The organism is Paraburkholderia gardini (assembly GCF_907164545.1).
Classification (GTDB): Bacteria; Pseudomonadota; Gammaproteobacteria; order Burkholderiales; family Burkholderiaceae; genus Paraburkholderia; species Paraburkholderia gardini.
Genome location: NZ_CAJQZB010000019.1, coordinates 49,620 through 67,291, shown reverse-complemented (window position 1 = coordinate 67,291; position 17,672 = coordinate 49,620). Strand labels below are relative to the sequence as shown.

The 17,672-nt window shown below is 60.5% G+C and carries 15 protein-coding genes; 8 read left to right on the top strand and 7 right to left on the bottom strand.

All coding sequences use genetic code 11. The features are described from left to right. The first annotated feature begins 141 nt into the window (after positions 1–141). The 4 genes from LPA37_RS14890 (at position 142) to flhC (ending at position 3,601) form a co-directional block, all read left to right on the top strand. Positions 142–1,041, top strand: coding sequence for a helix-turn-helix domain-containing protein (locus tag LPA37_RS14890; RefSeq protein ID WP_456093796.1), 900 nt, complete (start codon positions 142–144; stop codon positions 1,039–1,041). Positions 1,042–1,143: 102 nt separating this feature from the next. After that, entirely contained in the window at positions 1,144–1,938 is a 795-nt protein-coding gene (locus LPA37_RS14885) for a 2OG-Fe(II) oxygenase (protein ID WP_229012985.1), read from the top strand. 767 nt (positions 1,939–2,705) lie between these two features. Further along, positions 2,706–3,026 carry a flagellar transcriptional regulator FlhD gene (gene flhD, locus LPA37_RS14875; protein WP_228980887.1) on the top strand — a complete coding sequence of 107 codons (321 nt, stop codon included), beginning with the start codon at positions 2,706–2,708 and terminating at the stop codon, positions 3,024–3,026. A gap of 11 nt (positions 3,027–3,037) precedes the next feature. Next, positions 3,038–3,601: a flagellar transcriptional regulator FlhC gene (gene flhC, locus LPA37_RS14870; protein ID WP_228980899.1), complete on the top strand. Its 564-nt coding sequence runs from the start codon at positions 3,038–3,040 to the stop codon at positions 3,599–3,601. A gap of 131 nt (positions 3,602–3,732) precedes the next feature. Here the strand turns inward: flhC and LPA37_RS14865 are convergent, their stop codons facing one another. The 5 genes from LPA37_RS14865 to LPA37_RS14845 all read right to left on the bottom strand — a co-directional run bounded on the left by LPA37_RS14865 (position 3,733) and on the right by LPA37_RS14845 (position 12,227). Further along, positions 3,733–5,061, bottom strand: a complete 1,329-nt coding sequence (locus LPA37_RS14865; protein WP_228980902.1) for an Nramp family divalent metal transporter — start codon at positions 5,059–5,061, stop codon at positions 3,733–3,735. Positions 5,062–5,266: 205 nt separating this feature from the next. Continuing rightward, the gene (locus tag LPA37_RS14860) at positions 5,267–6,835 is read right to left on the bottom strand and encodes an efflux transporter outer membrane subunit (protein WP_228980905.1); all 1,569 of its coding nucleotides are present in this window, start codon (positions 6,833–6,835) and stop codon (positions 5,267–5,269) included. An 11-nt stretch (positions 6,836–6,846) separates the two neighbouring features. Next, complete coding sequence (locus tag LPA37_RS14855; RefSeq protein WP_228980907.1) at positions 6,847–10,038, bottom strand: efflux RND transporter permease subunit; 3,192 nt, start codon at positions 10,036–10,038, stop codon at positions 6,847–6,849. A gap of 70 nt (positions 10,039–10,108) precedes the next feature. Beyond that, positions 10,109–11,341 carry an efflux RND transporter periplasmic adaptor subunit gene (locus LPA37_RS14850; protein WP_228980909.1) on the bottom strand — a complete coding sequence of 411 codons (1,233 nt, stop codon included), beginning with the start codon at positions 11,339–11,341 and terminating at the stop codon, positions 10,109–10,111. A gap of 34 nt (positions 11,342–11,375) precedes the next feature. Beyond that, positions 11,376–12,227, bottom strand: a complete 852-nt coding sequence (locus tag LPA37_RS14845; RefSeq protein WP_228980911.1) for an alpha/beta hydrolase — start codon at positions 12,225–12,227, stop codon at positions 11,376–11,378. Positions 12,228–12,401: 174 nt separating this feature from the next. Between LPA37_RS14845 and LPA37_RS14840 the strand changes: the two genes are divergently transcribed. Together LPA37_RS14840 and LPA37_RS14835 are read left to right on the top strand one after the other, a co-directional pair. After that, complete coding sequence (locus LPA37_RS14840) at positions 12,402–13,406, top strand: LysR family transcriptional regulator (RefSeq protein WP_228980912.1); 1,005 nt, start codon at positions 12,402–12,404, stop codon at positions 13,404–13,406. Between the two features lie 163 nt (positions 13,407–13,569). Continuing rightward, complete coding sequence (locus LPA37_RS14835; protein ID WP_228980913.1) at positions 13,570–13,869, top strand: DUF4148 domain-containing protein; 300 nt, start codon at positions 13,570–13,572, stop codon at positions 13,867–13,869. Positions 13,870–14,260: 391 nt separating this feature from the next. Here the strand turns inward: LPA37_RS14835 and LPA37_RS14830 are convergent, their stop codons facing one another. After that, positions 14,261–15,022: a GntR family transcriptional regulator gene (locus LPA37_RS14830; protein WP_228980916.1), complete on the bottom strand. Its 762-nt coding sequence runs from the start codon at positions 15,020–15,022 to the stop codon at positions 14,261–14,263. Positions 15,023–15,356: 334 nt separating this feature from the next. On the opposite strand from LPA37_RS14830, the gene LPA37_RS14825 reads away from it, so the two are divergent. Next, on the top strand, positions 15,357–16,220 hold the full coding sequence (locus LPA37_RS14825; RefSeq protein ID WP_228980997.1) for a sulfite exporter TauE/SafE family protein: 864 nt from the start codon (positions 15,357–15,359) through the stop codon (positions 16,218–16,220). Further along, positions 16,220–16,561, top strand: coding sequence for a DUF1634 domain-containing protein (locus LPA37_RS14820; protein ID WP_228980918.1), 342 nt, complete (start codon positions 16,220–16,222; stop codon positions 16,559–16,561). The genes LPA37_RS14825 and LPA37_RS14820 overlap by 1 nt, the downstream gene beginning before the upstream one ends. A 157-nt stretch (positions 16,562–16,718) precedes the next feature. On the opposite strand, the gene LPA37_RS14815 is transcribed toward LPA37_RS14820, so the two are convergent. Beyond that, positions 16,719–17,624, bottom strand: a complete 906-nt coding sequence (locus tag LPA37_RS14815) for a cation diffusion facilitator family transporter (RefSeq protein ID WP_228980919.1) — start codon at positions 17,622–17,624, stop codon at positions 16,719–16,721. Positions 17,625–17,672 lie beyond the last annotated feature (48 nt).

Sequence of the window (17,672 nt, the reverse complement as noted above, 5' to 3'; positions counted from 1 at the left end):
GGAAAGGGAAAGGGAAAGGGCACCAGCGCCGCGCGACGATACGCACGGCAGGCCCGGACTGAAGATTCGGCGATGCGGAGCAGCAGGTCGATTACGCGGGAGGTAATGGAACCGCGGCCCCGATTGGCTATCATCGACAGCATGAACACACTTTCCGCTTTCCAGACCGGTTTCCCGGGCCCCGCGCAAAACGGTACGCCGCCCGCTGCATCCGTCTCACCGGCGGCTCGTCGCAGCGTGGGCGAACTGCTGCGCGAATGGCGCCAGCGGCGGCGCATGAGCCAGCTGCTGCTCGCGACCGAGGCGGACATCTCGACACGGCATCTGAGCTTCGTCGAATCGGGGCGCGCGGTGCCGAGCCGCGAAATGGTGATGCATCTCGCCGAGCGCCTCGAGGTGCCGCTGCGCGAGCGCAACACGCTGCTCGTCGCAGCGGGCTACGCGCCGCTTTTTCGCGAGCGCCCGCTGACCGATCCGCAGCTTGCGGCGGCACGCGAGGCTGTCGATCTCGTCCTGAAGGGTCATGAACCCTACCCGGCACTTGCCGTCGACCGGCACTGGACAATCGTCGCCGCCAACAGTGCGCTCGCGGTACTGGCCGGCAATGCGAGCCCGGCGCTGCTCGCAGGGCCTGTCAACGCGTTGCGGCTGAGCCTGCATCCGGACGGACTGGCTGCGTCGATCGTCAACTGGCATGCATGGCGCGCGCATGTGCTCGCGCGGCTGCAACGCCAGATCGACGTAAGCGGCGACGCCACACTCGCCGCCCTGCGCGACGAACTCGCGGCCTGTCCGACGCCGCCAGACGCCGCGCCCGAAGATAATCCCCTCACCGACGCCGGCCTGATCGCGGTGCCGCTGCGCGTGCGCACCGCCCTCGGCGTCCTGTCGTTCTACAGCACGACGACGGTATTCGGCACGCCCGTCGACGTCACGCTGTCGGAACTCGCGATCGAAGCGTTTTTCCCGGCTGATCCACAAACCGCGCAGGCGCTACGTGCACACGCCGAGGCGATCGCCGCGCAGCGCGCCGGCACGTGACGCACGGGAATCAACGAATCAGACAGCAAGACACGGAGTGTGCGGCACGGTCGGGTTCCGTAGACTGTCGCCATGACATCGCTGAATGGAACCGGACCGGACATGGATCAGACAACACTCTTCGAGCCGGAGCGTGAACCGGCGTCCCCTGACGCCAGGCGTGAACGACGTGATCGTCCGGAGCCGGCCGGCTCGATTGCACAGCGCGTCGCGGCCATCGACTGGACGTACATCGAAGACAACCTCGACCAGTATGGTTGCGCCACCGTGCCGCAACTGCTTACCGTCGCCGAATGCGAGGCACTGACGGCCGGTTACACACGAGGCGAGCTGTATCGCAGCCGCGTTGTGATGGCGCGCCACGGGTTTGGGCGCGGCGAGTACCAGTACTTCACGTATCCGTTGCCGAATGTGGTCGACAGTCTGCGAGCCACGCTTTATCCGCATCTCGTGCCGGTCGCCAATCGCTGGAACGCGCTCATGCATCTCGATACGCGCTATCCGGCTGCGCACGACGCATTTCTGCACCGCTGCCACGCGGCGGGCCAGTTGCGCCCCACGCCATTGATCCTCCAGTACGCCACCGGCGACTACAACTGCCTGCATCAGGATCTGTACGGCGAACACGTGTTTCCGATCCAGGTGGCAGTCCTGCTGTCGGCGCCGGCGCGCGACTTCACCGGCGGCGAATTCGTGCTGACCGAGCAGCGGCCGCGCATGCAGTCGCGCGCCGAAGTCGTGCCGCTCGCGCAGGGCGACGCGGTGATCTTCGCGGTCAACGAGCGCCCGGTGCAAGGCACACGCGGTGCGTATCGCGTGAAGCTGCGGCATGGCGTCAGCCGCTTGCGCTCGGGGCGCCGGCACACGCTGGGCGTGATCTTTCACGACGCACAATAAGGCACGATGCTTCTGCTGGCCTCTATCGCCTCGACATCGATCCCACCCTCTCTCGCTAGCAGGCGCGCTGGTTAGTGGCCTGTTTCCCGGCTACGGGGCCCGTCTGGTCTACGGTTGTAATATTAATGCCTGTTTTAGTGGCACCGTGTCAGGCAGCCTGCATAAGGGGACGCGGACTGATCGCCGCGTTCGCCGGTAACATTTTCGGCACCCGGTTGGGCCTTCTTTTGAGCATGAAGCAGACCGAATCTGCCAGACCCGTTGGTGTCAGTTACAAACTCGAGGTGATTTGTAACAGTCGACTGTAAGCTATGCGTTACAGATCGTCACAAACGGAACCGCCAGACGGCCCCGTATTTTTTTCCGAATTGAAAGGTGTTTTTTACCGAACCCATTTCAGTCGTGTTTTGTCCCCGTCCCACATCCTGTCTCTTTCCGCTTTCCTCAGTATTTTCCCGGATGCCCAGAACACAAGGCTTTGCGGCAAATCAGGCTTTTAATCGGACGAATTAAACACACTGCACGGCCAGTATTTCAAGCAGATGAAAAAGTTACCGAAAATGGTGTCAGTTTTTTGAGATATTTTTTACGAAAAGGATTGATTTCCGGGAAATGCCTTCATACAATTCGGTCCAAGGTGTTACGAGATGTAACACCTTGTATCAAAGTTGTGATGACGCCGGAAATCTTCAGTGTCCAGGCGTGGGTACAAAACATAACGGCAAAAAATGCCGAAAAAATGTAATTCGGGGCTTCGGAAAACGAAAATGGACCGTAGCAGCGAGACGCTGGATTCAATCCGCGAGATTAACTTGTCTTACATCATGCTTGCGCAACGTATGCTGCGTGAGGACAAACCGATCGGCATGTTCCGGTTGGGACTGTCATCGGAACTGGCTGATTTACTGGCGGGGCTGTCGCTCGCGCAGATCGTCAAGCTGGCCGCTTCCGATCAGCTTTTATGTTTTTTCCGCTTCAACGACCACGTCATGTTGTCGGCGTTGACGCAAACGACGAAACACGCGGAAGTCGCACCGACTCACGCTGCTATCCTGCTTGCGGGCCAACCCGCTGAGCAGTTTGCATAAAGGTGACAGCGATGCTCAAGCGAAGTCTGACGGAAGATGCGCAGGACGTATTTCGCGCCATCGCGCTGATCGAACTCGGCGCGCGCATGCAGGTGCTCGAAAGCGAACTGACGCTTTCGCGCGACCGCATGATCCGCCTGTATCGCGAGGTCAAAGGTGTATCGCCGCCGAAGGGCATGCTGCCTTTCTCGGCGGACTGGTACATGACGTGGCTCGCCAATATTCATGCATCGCTCTTCTATAACACTTACCTGTTTCTGAAGAACGAAGCGCGCTGCTCGCATCTGGAGGCGCTCACCAAAGGTTATCGGCTGTATCTGGAACATTGCCGGCACAGCGATTCCGAACCGGTTCTGGATTTGACGCGCGCATGGACGCTCGTGCGTTTCTTCGATGCGGACATCCTGCAACTCACGCCGTGCTGCCGTTGCACAGGCAAGTTCGTGGCGCATCGTCACGATCTGCAGCACAACGTTGTGTGTGGCGCATGCCAGCCGCCTTCGCGTGCGGGAAAGACAAAGAAAGCCGCCGCTGCGGCAAAGCTGGAAACGGCGCAGATCGCTGAAGCTGCCTGAGTTCAGCGTGTGAAGTGAAGTGCCTTTAAAAGCCGGCGCCCGTGCGTCGGCTTTTGTTTTGGTACGCCAGGTTTTCCATGCAACGCCTGCGTCACTTCGGCGCGACACCGGCGCAATGTGACCGGCATGAATCAGGCAATCCAGCCGACGGTCTGCACCACGAGCCAGAGGTTCGCCGCGCTGATCACGCCAAACAGCAGCCACGCAAGCAGACGTGTGGGCAGCCGGTTCGTGAAGTCGCCCATCAACGTACGATCGTTCGTCATACGGATCAGCGGCCAGAGCGCAAACGGCAATTGCAGGCTCAGCACCACCTGGCTCGCGACGAGCAGTTTGCCCACTGCGCCGCTCCCCATCATCTGCACGCCGATCAGGGCCGGAACCAGCGCCAGCGCACGCGTGATGAAACGGCGCTGCCAGCACGGAATCTTCAGATTCAGAAATCCTTCCATGATGACCTGTCCGGCCACGGTGCCGGTGAAGGTCGAGCTTTGCCCGGACGCGAGCAACGTCACCGCGAACAGCACCGCCGCGAGCCCGCTGCCGACCACCGGTGCGAGCAGCTTGTACGCATCTTCGATTTCGGTGACCTGGTTATGACCGGTTGCGTGAAACGCGGCTGCGGCGAGAATCAGGATCGCCGCGTTGATGAGGAGCGCAAGCACGAGCGAAACGATCGTATCGATGCGCGACAGACCGATCGCCGAAGCGATACTGCGCCTGTCGCGCCTGACGACGCGCGTCTGCACGATCGACGAATGCAGATACAGGTTATGCGGCATCACGGTCGCGCCGAGAATGCCGATCGCGAGATAAAGCGGTTCGCGCTCGCCGACAGCGTGCCACGACGGCACCAGCCCGCGCGCCACCGAAGGCCAGTGCGGCTGCACCAGTACAAGCTCGATGATGTAACCGACACCGATGGTCGCGATCAATCCGAGGATGATCGCTTCGAGCGAACGGAAGTTCTTGCCCTGCAGGCCGAGCACGATCAGCGTATCGAACGCGGTGAGCATCACGCCGGTCGTCAGTGAACACCCGAGCAGCAGATGAAACGCGAGCGCACCGCCCAGCACTTCAGCCAGATCGCACGCGACAATCGACAGCTCCGCCAGCAGCCATTGCGCGCGCGCGACGTTCGGCGAATAGCGCGCGCGGGAAAGCCGCGCGAGGTCCTGCCCGGTCACGATGCCAAGACGCATGCTCAGACACTGCAATGCCATGGCCGCCAGACTCGACAGCATCACGACGAACAACAGGTTGTAACCGTAGCGCGAGCCGGCTTCGATATCGGTCGCCCAGTTGCCCGGGTCCATGTAGCCGATCGAAATCAGCAGGCCTGGTCCCGCGAATTGCAGGATCTTTTTCCAGAACGGTGCGCCCTGCGGCACCTCGACCGATCCCTTGACCTCGGATGGACAGAACGGTGCGGTAGCGGTGGTGGGTAATCTGTATGGCAAGCCGGTTGTCTCTCGAGGTGGATGAACGCGTGCCAGCAGGCGTTCGGGGCGACCTCAAGTGTACAAAGAAACGTCCGGCAATGTCCCGCCCGGCGCAAGCGCTAACGCGAGCACGCTAAAGCGACAAGGCTCATGTCGAACGCGTCCGAAAAAAACGGGCGGAAATCCGGAGATTCCGCCCGTTACGCTGCTGCGTGACCGGTTTCTACTGCGATGATGCAAGGCTGCTGGAACCGCTTTGCGCCTGGCGCTTCGCGATCTGCTGCGGTGTGCCATTCGAGCCGATGTCGGTTTTCGCATCCGCCTTCACATCACCCCAGCCGCCACCCAGTGCACGGATCAGGTTGACCGTCGAAACGGCCTGCGTGCCTGCCAGATGGCTCGACTGCAGTTGCGACTGCAACACCTGGCGCTCGCTGTCGATCACGTCGAGATAACTGACCTCGCCTTCCTGATACTGCGTGTGCGACAGATGCGATGCGCGCTGCGATGCACTTACCGCATCGTTCTGTTCGCGCATCTGGTCGTCGAGCAGACGCAGGTCGGCCAGGTTGTCTTCCACTTCCTTGAACGCAACCAGAACCTGCTGACGATACTGCGCGACGTCCTCGTCGTACTTCGCGCGCGCCTGGTCCAGCCCGGCCTGACGACGGCCGCCGTCGAAGATCGGCAACGTCAGCGCCGTACCGGCGAACGGGCCGAGCAGGAACGCGCGGCTCGACCACATGAACAGGTCGCCTAGCGTCGCCGATTCAAAGCCGAACGCACCCGTGATGTCGAGTTTCGGGAAGAACGCCGACTTCGCAAGACCCACCCGTGCATTCGCCGCGGCCATCGCGCGTTCCGCCGCGGCAATATCCGGCCTGCGTTCGAGCAAGGCCGAAGGCAATCCAGCCGGCACACGCGCCGTGACAAGCGCAAGCGGCGTTTCCGGGAACGAGAAATCGGCCGGCGCCTTGCCAAGCAGAATCGCGAGACTATGTTCGGACGCCGCGCGTTGACGTGCCACGCCCACTGCATCGGCACGTGCGCTCGACAACTCGTTCTTTGCCCGCGATACGTCAAGTTCGCTGATATCGCCTTCCTTGAAGCGCTGCTGGACGAGTTTCAGCGTGTCTTCACGCAGCACGACCGTCTGACGGTACAGATCCTGATCCGTGTCGAGCTCACGCAACTGGAAGTAGTTTTGTGCAACGTCAGCCTGCAATGCAAGTTGCACCGACAGGAACAGCGCTTCGCTTTGCTGCGCATCCGCACGCGCGGCGTTGACGTTCGAGCTGACCCGGCCGAACAGATCGGCCTCATACGCGACCGTGCCCTGCGCACGCCACACCGTTTGCGTCGGCACGTTCGCGTTCTGCGGCAAGCCTTGCGATATCGGCGAAAGGCGTTCGCGCGTCGGGCCGAAACCTGCGTCGACCTGCGGGAACCACGCAGCGCGTGCGGACTGCTGCAACGCACGCGATTGCTGCACACGTGCCGCAGCCGCCTTCAGATCCTGGTTCGCGTCAGCGGCCTGCTTCTCCAGATCGTTGAGCGTCGCATCGCCGAAAATCGTCCACCATTCGCCGCGATGTGTGTCGTCGGCGGGTTGCGCGGGCATCCACGTGCCCGCGTCCTTTGCATCGATCACAGGCGCTTCCTTGAACGCAGCAGGCATCGGTACATCAGGACGCTTGTACGTCGGCTCTACCGAGCAGGCCACGAGCAGCATCATCAACAGGCTGCTCGCTGCCGCGCGGCCCCACCCGCGCATGGATTCAAACCGTTTCATTGTTTTCTCCCTCAAGCGTCCGTCGCCGGCACGCCGCCCTTGAAGCGCGGCGCGTCTTTCTGCGCGACGTGAATCGTGCCCCCGGCCAGCGTACGCAGCACCACGTAGAACACCGGCGTCAACATCAGGCCGAACAGCGTGACACCCAGCATGCCGAAGAACACGGCAATACCCATTGCGTGACGCATTTCCGAACCCGCACCCGACGACAGCACGAGCGGCACCACACCCATGATGAAAGCAATCGACGTCATCAGGATCGGGCGCAAACGCATCCGGCTCGCCTCGATTGCGGCGGCAAGCGGCGTGCGTCCGTCGTGTTCGAGTTCGCGCGCGAACTCGACGATCAGGATCGCGTTCTTCGACGCGAGCCCCACGAGCACCATCAAACCGATCTGCGTGAAGATGTTGTTGTCGCCATTCGTGAGCCACACACCGGTCAGCGCGGACAGCATGCTCATCGGCACGATCAGGATCACCGCGAGCGGAAGCGTCAGGCTTTCGTACAGTGCGGCGAGCACGAGGAACACGAGCAGCACGCTGATCGGGAACACCCACATGCCAGCGTTGCCAGCCAGAATCTGCTGATACGTCAGATCGGTCCATTCGAGCTTGATGCCGTGCGGCAACGTCTCCGCCGCGATGCGCTCAGCCGCGGCCTGCGCTTCGCCCGATGAGTAGCCAGGCGCCGGACCACCGTTGATATCCGCGGCGGTGTAGCCGTTGTAGCGCACGACCATTTCGGGGCCGAACGTCGGCGTGACTGTCACGAGCGACGACAGCGGCACCATGTCGCCATTCCGGTTACGCGTCTTCAGTTGCAGGATGTCGTCGGCACGTTGACGGAACGGCGCATCGGCCTGGACCCGCACCTGATACACACGGCCAAAGCGGTTGAAGTCGTTCACATACAGCGAGCCGAGATAGATCTGCATCGTGTCGAACACGTCCGTCACCGGCACACCCAGCTGCTTCGCCTTGACGCGATCCAGATCGACGTTCAGCTGCGGCACATTGATCTGATAGCTCGAGAACGTCGGGCCCAGTTCAGGTGCGGTCGCTGCACGCTTCACAAACGCTTCGGTGGCCTTGTTCAGTTCCGCGTAGCCGAGCGCGCCGTGATCCTCCAGCTGCATCTTGAAGCCGCCCAGCGTGCCGAGTCCCAGCACCGGCGGCGGTGGAAACACGGCAACGAACGAGTCCTTGATCGCGCTGTACTTGCCGTTCAGCGCGCCCGCGATCGCACCTGCCGAAAGCGTCTTGCTGCCGCGGTCATGAAACGGCTTGAGCGTGACGAACACAATGCCCGCGCTCGAACTGTTCGTGAAGCCGTTCACCGAAAGACCCGGGAACGCCACCGCGCTTTCAACGCCCGGCTGCTTCAGCGCGATATCGCTCATTTCGCGAATCACTTTTTCCGTGCGGTCGAGCGTTGCACCGTTAGGCAATTGCGCAAAAGCGATCAGGTATTCCTTGTCCTGCGCCGGAACGAAGCCGCCTGGCACGATGCGCGCGACCAGCACCGTTGCGCCCAGCAGCACCGCATAAACGACGAGCATCGCGCCCTTGCGGCCGAGCACACCCTTTACGCCACGGCCATAGCCTTCCGAACCGCGATGAAACACCTTGTTAAAGCCGCGGAAGAACGGTCCAAGCACACGGTTCATGACACGCGTCAGCCAGTCTTCCTTTTCACCGTGGCCACGCAACAGCATGGCGGCGAGCGCAGGCGAGAGCGTCAACGAGTTGAACGCCGAGATCACCGTCGAAATCGCGATGGTCATCGCGAACTGCTTGTAGAACTGTCCGGTCAGACCGGTCATGAAGGCAAGCGGCACGAACACGGCAACGAGCGTCAGCGCAATGGCGATAATCGGCCCGCTCACTTCCTGCATCGCCTTGTACGTCGCCTCGCGCGCACTCAACCCGCTTTCGATGTTCCGCTCGACGTTTTCGACGACCACGATCGCATCGTCCACCACGATGCCGATTGCCAGCACCATGCCGAACAATGACAGGGCATTGATCGAAAAGCCAAACGCCAGCAGCAGCGAGAACGTCCCGACAATGGACACCGGCACGGCGATCAACGGAATGATCGACGCGCGCCACGTTTGCAGGAACACGATCACAACGATCACGACGAGAGCGATGGCTTCAAGCAGCGTGTGAATGACCGCCTCGATACTCGAACGCACGAACTGCGTCGGGTCATAGACGATCTTGTAGGCGACGCCTGCCGGCATGTCTGCCTGCAGCTCCTTCATCTGCTTGCGGACTTCATCGGAAATCGCGAGCGAATTCGCACCCGGCGCCTGATTGATCGCGAGCGCAACCGCCGGTTTGTTATCCAGCAGCGAACGCAAGCCATATTCCGAAGCCGCGAGTTCGACCCGGCCCAGATCGCGCAGATACGTCACGCCGCCATCGGGTGCGGTCTTGACGATGATGTCGCCGAATTCTTTTTCCGTCGTCAGACGTCCACGCGCATTGATCGAGAGTTGCAACGCCGTGCCCGGCACCGAGGGCGACCCGCCGATCGTGCCCGCGGCCACCTGGATGTTCTGCTCGCGGATCGCGTTGACGACTTCGGTCGCGGTCAGCCCGCGTTGCGCCACTTTCGTCGGGTCGAGCCAGACGCGCATCGCGTAGTCACCCGCGCCCCACAGCTGCACCTGCCCGACGCCCTGGATCCGCTCGAGCCGGTCCTTCACGTTCAGCAGCGCGTAGTTGCGCAGGTACGTCATGTCGTAGCGGTTGTTTGGCGAGATCAGGTGGACGACCATCGTCAGCGTCGGCGAACTCTTGATCGTCGTGACGCCGAGGCGTTGCACGTCTTCCGGCAGACGCGGCAACGCCTGGTTGACGCGGTTCTGCACGAGCTGCGTCGCAAGGTCGGGGTTCGTGCCGAGCTTGAACGTGACCGTCAGTGTGAGATTGCCGTCGCTATTCGCCTGCGACTGCATGTACAGCATGTTCTCGACACCGTTGATCTGCTCTTCGAGCGGTGCAGCCACGGCTGCCGCAATCACCTTCGGGTTCGCACCCGGATACTGCGCGTGCACGACGACAGAAGGCGGCACCACTTCCGGATATTCGGAAATCGGCAGCTGGAAGAGCGCAATCACGCCTGCCAGCAGGATCAGGACCGATAGCACACCCGCGAAGATGGGCCGGTCGATGAAGAATCTGGATATGTTCATTGAGGGCTCTTGATATTGGAGAGCTTGCGCGAAATGAAAGCGAATGCGCGGATCGCGTTCAGGTCTTCGCTCACGACTTCTTCGCAGCCGTAGCGTGTGCCGGCGTTTGCGTTTGCGTCTGCGCGAGCGGTGCGTCGTTCGGGTCGGTATCGCCGGTCATCGGCACCATGTGGGCGCGGACTTCCGCACCCGGACGCACGCGTTGCGTACCGTTCACGACAATGCGATCGCCGCTCTTGAGGCCACCCGTGACGACACGCAGATTGCCCTGCTGTCCGCCCAGCTGCACTTCGCGATACACAACATGGTTGTCCTTGTCGACGACGAACACGAACTTCTTGTCCTGGTCCGTACCCACGGCAGCGTCATCGATCAGCAACGCAGGATGCGGCGCGCTGCCGCCCACCTTGATGCGCGCGTAAAGGCCGGGTACAAGCGCGCCGTCGCTGTTATCGAAACGCGCGCGAACGCGGATCGTGCCCGACGACGTATCGAGGCGGTTATCCACCGAATCGATCCAACCCGAGCGCGAATAGCCGCTTTCGTCAGCAAGGCCGAGATCGACCGGCACCTTGCGGCCGTCCTTGACGTGACTGATGTATTGCAGATACGTCTGCTCATCGGCGTCGAACGATGCGTAGATCGGCGAAACGGAGACCAGCGTCGTCAGCGGCGCAGCACCGGCACCGGCCGAGACGACGTTGCCCATCGTGATTTCCGCGCGCGAAACACGGCCCGACACCGGCGCGACGATGTTCGTATAGCCGAGATTGATCTTCGCGGTTTCGAGTGCGGCGGCCGCGGCCTTCAGGTTCGCGCTCGCTTCACGCGCCGCGTTCTGCTTCTCGTCGTAATCGCGTTTAGCGATGGCGTTATCGGCGATCAGGCGTTGTGCGCGTTCCCAGTCGCTTTGCGTGTAGCCCGTGCGCGCCTGCGCCGCGGCGAGCTGCGCCTCGGCACGATCGACTTCAGCGGCATACGGACGCGGATCGATCACAAAGAGCGTATCGCCCTTCTTCACCAGCGCACCGTCCTTGAAGTTCACCGAGACGATCGTGCCCGACACCTGGGGGCGGATTTCGACCTTTTCGACTGCTTCGAGCCGGCCGGAATAGGTCTGCCAGTCGGTAATGGTCTTTTCGATAACCGTTGCGACGTCGACCTCGGGCACGATGGTCGGCGCGGCCTGCGCGGGTGCGCGCGCATCGACGCGAATCGCGCCGAGCGTACCGAGGCCGGCAATAACGAGAACTGAAACGACAGCGATCGTTAGACGCGAACGAGAAAGATTGAAGATGGACATGACAGACTCCCGGATTCGTTGATTGAAGTTGTGGTTATCTTTGGGTGCGCGCGGCGAAACGGCATTGCAGAAACCGGACTGCTTCCTGCAACGCAGCCGGATGTTCTGCCAGCGCCGCGTGCGAAACACTGGGGTAGCGGACGACCTGCGTCAGCACGCCTGCATCGATCAGGCTGCTTGCGTATTTCTCCGCCTCGACGTGCAGCACGTCGTTTTGCGCGGTAATGATCAGCGTCTCCGGCAAGCCGGCAAGACGTGACGATTCAAGCGGCGCGGCATACGGATGCACCCGTTGCGACGCCTGCGGCAGGTACGCGCGATAACACGCCGCGCACTCGCTCGCCGTGATGTCGGAGCGCAAACGCTTTTCGTCGCCCAGCCTTGTGAGGCTTGGATCGAGCATCGGCGCAAAGAGCGCCTGGGCATCGATACGCACGTCGCCGCGATCGCGGGCAATGAACGCAAGACAGTTGGCAAGCTGGCCACCGGCATCGTGTCCTGCCACCCCTAGCCGTTTCGTGTTGCCGCCAAACGCACGTGCCCGCGTCTGCACCCAGAGCGCGGCGCGATGCGCGTCTTCAGGCGCCGCTGGAAACGGGAATTGCGGCGCAAGCGAATAGCCAACCGAGACGACAAGCGCTGGTAAGTGTTCTGCGAAATAACGCGCGGGGGTGTCCGCGCAATCAATCGAACCCTTAACGAAACCGCCGCCGTGAAAGTAAAGCAGTACCGGCAGTGCGGTTTTACCAGGCCGTCGATAAAGGCGCAGCGTGATGTCCTGCGCGTACCCTTCGATCTCGACATCGGTCACGGCCAGTGCGGACGAAACGTCCGCCACCAGGCCTTCGACGGCGACAAAAGGGTAAGACGGCTTGAAAGCATCCATGTCGAAGCGGCGCAACGCGCGAAGTTTCTGAATGGAGCGAATTGTGGGTTCTGCAGACTCACAGATAAATGCCTATAATCCGGCAACACAATTCGGTGCATCTGAACAATCGAATCGCTCATTCGCGATTGCAGTGACAGTCCAGTTGCGCCAGCCCCTATCCGGAGGTCAGCCATGGACCGTCTCCAGGCCATGCAGGTGTTCACACGGGTCGTCGATACCAACAGCTTTACGCGTGCCGCGGAAACGCTCGACATGCCGCGCGCTTCGGTGACGACCATCATCCAGAATCTCGAAGCGTTTCTTGGCGTGCGTCTGATGCACCGTACGACGCGACGCCTCTCGTTGACGGCGGATGGCGCCGCCTACTACGAGCGCTGCACCCGGATCCTTGCCGACGTCGAGGAAACCGAGTCCAGTTTCCAGCTCGGCAACAAAAAGCCGACTGGCAAGCTGCGCATCGACATGCCGGGCTCGATTGGCCGGCTGATCGTGATTCCCTCGCTGTGTGAATTCCACACGCGCTACCCGGATATCGATCTGCAACTTGGATTGACTGACCGTCCGGTCGACCTGCTGCAGGAAGGCGTCGACTGCGTGGTGCGCGTGGGCGCGCTGCAGGATTCATCGCTGGTTGCGCGGCGAATCGGGCTCTTCGAGCATGTGTCGTGTGCTTCGCCGGATTACCTGGCGAACTTTGGCACGCCCCGTTCAATCGACGATCTCGAGAACCACAAGGCCGTGAATTACTTTTCGAGCCGCACCGGCCGCGTGATCGACTGGTCGTTCAAGGTCGACGAAAAGGAAATCGAGGTGAAGATGAAAAGCATCGTGTCGGTCAACGACGCAGATGCTTACGTGACATGCGGTCTCGAAGGTTTTGGCCTGATCCAGCCAGCGTTCTACATGGTGTTGCCGCATCTGCAGTCAGGTCAGCTCGTGGAAGTGCTGCCCGACTTGCGGCCGTTGCCCATGCCGATTTCGGCGGTGTATCCGCATAGCCGCCATCTGTCGGCAAAGGTGCGCGTATTCGTCGACTGGATTGCGGAAATATTCGATCGATGCCCGCTCCTGAGCGGCCGCGGCAGTCTCGACGCAATCTGTTCGATGCGTACGTTTGAACAGCGCGAATCGGCACCCGCGCTTGAAACGCCGGTCACGCCGGAGTGGGTCGCCTGACCCGTGTGTGAATGACGATCGCGGCCCCGTGCCGCGATTGTTCTGAAATCCCGACAATTCATTTCGCCAAATCCGGGTTTATCCGGAGTGCCACAAAGCCTACATTTCACCCTGTCGCGGCGCTGACTGACAGCGCGGCAAACAGAATCGACAGGAGTGAATCATGAAGCGCAATCTCTTTGCAGGTCTCGCCCTTTCGTTGCTCGTCAGCGCGCCGGCTTTTGCGGGCGGCGGTATTGGTCACGCCGGTTCGTATAACGATCAATGGTGGAATCATTCGAGCACCACGACGCGCGCCGAAGTGAAGGCTCAAATCAACGACGCGTATCGCGACGGCACATTGCCGGCGTTGAACAAGACGAGCTATCCGGAACAAGGCCTGATCGGCCGCACCCAGACAGAGCGCCTCGCCGTTCAGGCAGGTGGTGACGGTGTCACGCGCCTCGCACGCGCCGGTCAGTAACACAGGTTTGTATTTTGCGGCGCCTCAGGTGCGAAGTTTGCGCGGTGGCACCGCTATATTTCCAAGGAGCTGATCATGAACAACGCTAATCCGTCTGAACTCGATCACTGGAATTCGGATACCCCTGTGTGGGTGCCCTTTCGTCAAGCTCAGCATTGAAGTCTTTATCGGGCTTCTGATTGCCTCTGCAGCGCTTGGGGTTTTAGGGTTTTTCGTTTTTCTCGCTTTGATGTACTAAGGTCTGCAGACATTCAAAACGTTGTCGCCACGGGAAACCCTTCGCTGAAAAAGGCGTTGGGTTTCCGGGTGTGGCGGCGTTGCGAAAACGAACGTGATCGAGGCCAGGGTGAAGCTGGCTGCCGGATGGTTTAACGCTCGCATGCCTCCAACTTCAAGCGATCCCCGCCGGCCCTCCGACGCAGGCGGGTCGGATCAGGCGAGTGACGAACTGGATGTGATCGCCCCGGTAGTACAACTTCTCATAATCCACCGGACGACCTTCAGCCGAATATGAGTTACGTTCGATAAAAAATATCGGGCTGCCAACCTCGATGTTGAGAACCTCGGCAACCTTGCTATCAGCGGATATTGCCTCAAGGCGATATTCAGCCTCCGAGAGCGGCGTCTGGTATTTGAGTTCAAGCAGCGTGAAGATCGGCTCGGTCTCAAGGTTATCGGCTATCACCTTTTCGCCGAGGTCGCGTGGTAGATACGTCTCGTCATAGCAAAGGGCGATGTCGTTAGCGAGTCGAACGCGCCGGATGTACATCACTGATGTACCAACATCCACTTTCAATTTTGTCGCCACGGTCTCGTCCGCAGGCACGATCTGATAGCCAAGCAGGCGAGCCGTCGGCCGTCGGCCAAGTGCATGCATGTCCTCCACGAAACCCGTCAAACCCGCCAGGGACGTTGCTATTTTCGGTTGCGCGACGAAGGTGCCCTTCCCGCGACGAATCTCGACCATTCCGCGTCGCGCCAGATTCTGGATGGTCGTACGCACCGTGGTGCGACTCACTTCGAATTCGCTCACCAGTTGATCTTCAGCGGGCAGTTGATCTCCCGGATTCAGCTCGCCAGCATTGATTCGCTGGGAAAGGATTTCTTCAAGCTGCGCGTAGAGCGGCAGCGCGGATTCGGCGTTTGGTTTCACGATAGGACCCTGACGTTATGACGTCATTATATTGATAGACCTGATCCATCGCTCCCTGCGCGCCGCGACGGCGCGCAAAGAACTGATCGCCACCCACTTGCCCCCCGTCGCTTGATCACCCGTTGGCACGCTCATAACAACGCCACGAGCACAACAAAAGGTCAACTCTACGTTGACATAGCGACATCATGATGTCATGATGTATTGCATCAACTACCGCATTCTGGTGCGAAAACGCCCCTTTCGCGGCGACCCGTCGTCGCGACTGCAGTCGCTATCTGAATGGCGGGCACGACAAAAACAGTATTCAGGTCGATCGAACAGGGGGGGGAAAATGCACGCAGGATTCACCCTCTGGCTTTTCTTCGTAGCGTTAGGCGTCAGCGCCCTGGGCGGTATGCTGGGCATGGCGAGTGGCCTCTTTATCGTGCCCGCGCTGACGGTGTTCGGTCATATGGATATCCACACCGCGATTGGTGCAAGCATAGTGTCCGTCATCGCCTGCTCTTGCGGCGGTGCAGCTCATTTTCTTCGGGAGCGTCTGACCAACGTCAGACTGGCTGTTCTTCTGGAGACTGGAACAACCCTCGGGGCACTATCGGGCGTTCTGGTAGCGGGTGTGATCCCGGTCGGCGCACTTTACTTTCTCTTTACCGGCATTCTCCTGCTCTCCGCGTGGCAGATGTTCATGCGGCGCGTCGACCCTTCGGTCGCGGCCGGCTCGGGACCACGTGGACGTCTCGCTACGACACTCAACCTGAACGCCAGCTACCCTGATCCCGCATCTGGGCGCGATATCGCCTATGAAGTCCAGCGAGTCCCAGCCGGCCTGTCACTGATGTATGTTGCCGGGCTTGTCTCCGCACTTCTTGGAATCGGTAGCGGCGTACTAAAGATTCCGGCGATGGATACCGCGTTGCGACTGCCAATCAAGGTATCCACGGCAACGTCTAACTTTATGATCGGAGTCACTGCGGCTGCGAGCGCCTGCGCGTATTTCCTTCGCGGCGAAATCGTGACTTCCATCGCGGGACCGGTCGCCCTGGGGTCCGTAGTCGGCGCAATTCTCGGCGCCCGTATCCTGATGAAAGTGTCCAGCGAGAAGCTCCGGCTTCTGTTCGTCACGGTCCTTGTAGCAGTCGCAATGCAGATGCTATTGCAGGGGTTCGGATTAAATCCCTTTGGAGGTACAGCCTGATGAACGCCACAACGATCAGATCATCCACGCTTGAACGATTACTTGCCGCATTCCTCGAATACGGAACGTGGGCAGGCTCAACCGTCGTGGCAGTGGGAATTGTGCCTGGTGTATGTGTCCCCCTGGGTTTCACAGGGCTGGCCGGATCACATGCGAGCATGACCACGGTTTCGATCGGCGTCGCCATCTTCATTCTTCTTCCGATCCTTCGTCTTGCGCTCATGCTCGGTGTCTATCTGCATCAGCGGGACTACCGGTTCAGCTTTATCGTGGCGCTGGTCCTTCTAATCGTCGGCATGGGCTGCTTTGCCGGTGTCCGACTGGGTCCACTTGCAGGATGAATCTACCGTGCAGAAGAACAACCTGCCATGAGATACACCTCGGACTGCCGTACAGACCTTGATAAGACAGGATGTCAGCAGATTTTCGACGAAGTTAACACAGCCCCTTCTCACGGCGGCAACGTTTTGAATGTCGACAGACCCCAGCTGGCTTGTCTCATCCGCGAACCACATCAGGCTCGAAGAACACCCATTTCACTTGCGGAAACCGTGCCTGCATGTCGGCTTCGATCACGTTGATCGCGTCGACCATCGCGCGTCCGCTGCCGTAGTCGATCATCTCCGCCTGCACGGCAACCACCACGTCCTTGCCCCATTGCAGCGTAATCAGATTGATCACGCCGCGTACTTCCGGCCGCGCGCGCACAAACGCCTCGACTTCGCGACGAACCTCCGGGCTCGCGGACTCGCCGACGATCATCGACTTCACCTCCGTCGCCACTAGCCACGCAATCACCATCAGCAGTACGCCGACGCCGATCGACCCCAACGCATCGAAAACCGGATTGCCCGTCATCATCGTCAGCAACACCGCGACGAACGCAATGGCGAGACCCGCAAGTGCGGCGACATCTTCACCGGCCACTACCAGCAATTCCGACTCGCGCGTTTCGCGAAACCATCGCCACATTGACTTGCGCGGATGGTCTTTGCGGATTTCCCTGACGGCGCCCGCTAGCGAAAGCGCCTCGAGCACCACTGAAATGCCCAGTACGGCGAGTGCAACGTACGCATGCGAAAGCGACTCTCGCGCGATCAGACGGTGAATTCCTTCATAAACGGAAAACGCGCCGCCGACAAAAAACAGCAGCAACGCGACCAGCAGCGAATAGAAATAGATCTCGCGGCCCGATCCCATTGGATGCAACCGGCTGGCCGGCTTGCGCGCTTCGCGCAAGCCAAACAGCAACAGGATCTGGTTACCGCAGTCAGCCGTCGAGTGAATCGCCTCCGCGAACATCGAGCCCGAACCGGTGAATGCGGCGGCAGCGTACTTGCAGATCGCGATGCCCAGATTCGCGGCAAGCGCGTAAAAAATGGCCTTCGGTGATTCTTCTGTCATCGTGTGAAAAGGGATTGGAAGTTGAAATCAGGCAGCGGAAAAGCGAAT

Coding starts and splice junctions, on each gene's coding strand:
- LPA37_RS14890 (WP_456093796.1), top strand. CDS start 142: ATGAACACACTTTCCGCTTTCCAGACCGGTTTCCCGGGCCCCGCGCAA.
- LPA37_RS14885 (WP_229012985.1), top strand. CDS start 1,144: ATGGATCAGACAACACTCTTCGAGCCGGAGCGTGAACCGGCGTCCCCT.
- flhD (WP_228980887.1), top strand. CDS start 2,706: ATGGACCGTAGCAGCGAGACGCTGGATTCAATCCGCGAGATTAACTTG.
- flhC (WP_228980899.1), top strand. CDS start 3,038: ATGCTCAAGCGAAGTCTGACGGAAGATGCGCAGGACGTATTTCGCGCC.
- LPA37_RS14860 (WP_228980905.1), bottom strand. CDS start 6,835: ATGAAACGGTTTGAATCCATGCGCGGGTGGGGCCGCGCGGCAGCGAGC.
- LPA37_RS14855 (WP_228980907.1), bottom strand. CDS start 10,038: ATGAACATATCCAGATTCTTCATCGACCGGCCCATCTTCGCGGGTGTG.
- LPA37_RS14850 (WP_228980909.1), bottom strand. CDS start 11,341: ATGTCCATCTTCAATCTTTCTCGTTCGCGTCTAACGATCGCTGTCGTT.
- LPA37_RS14845 (WP_228980911.1), bottom strand. CDS start 12,227: ATGGATGCTTTCAAGCCGTCTTACCCTTTTGTCGCCGTCGAAGGCCTG.
- LPA37_RS14840 (WP_228980912.1), top strand. CDS start 12,402: ATGGACCGTCTCCAGGCCATGCAGGTGTTCACACGGGTCGTCGATACC.
- LPA37_RS14835 (WP_228980913.1), top strand. CDS start 13,570: ATGAAGCGCAATCTCTTTGCAGGTCTCGCCCTTTCGTTGCTCGTCAGC.
- LPA37_RS14825 (WP_228980997.1), top strand. CDS start 15,357: ATGCACGCAGGATTCACCCTCTGGCTTTTCTTCGTAGCGTTAGGCGTC.
- LPA37_RS14820 (WP_228980918.1), top strand. CDS start 16,220: ATGAACGCCACAACGATCAGATCATCCACGCTTGAACGATTACTTGCC.
- LPA37_RS14815 (WP_228980919.1), bottom strand. CDS start 17,624: ATGACAGAAGAATCACCGAAGGCCATTTTTTACGCGCTTGCCGCGAAT.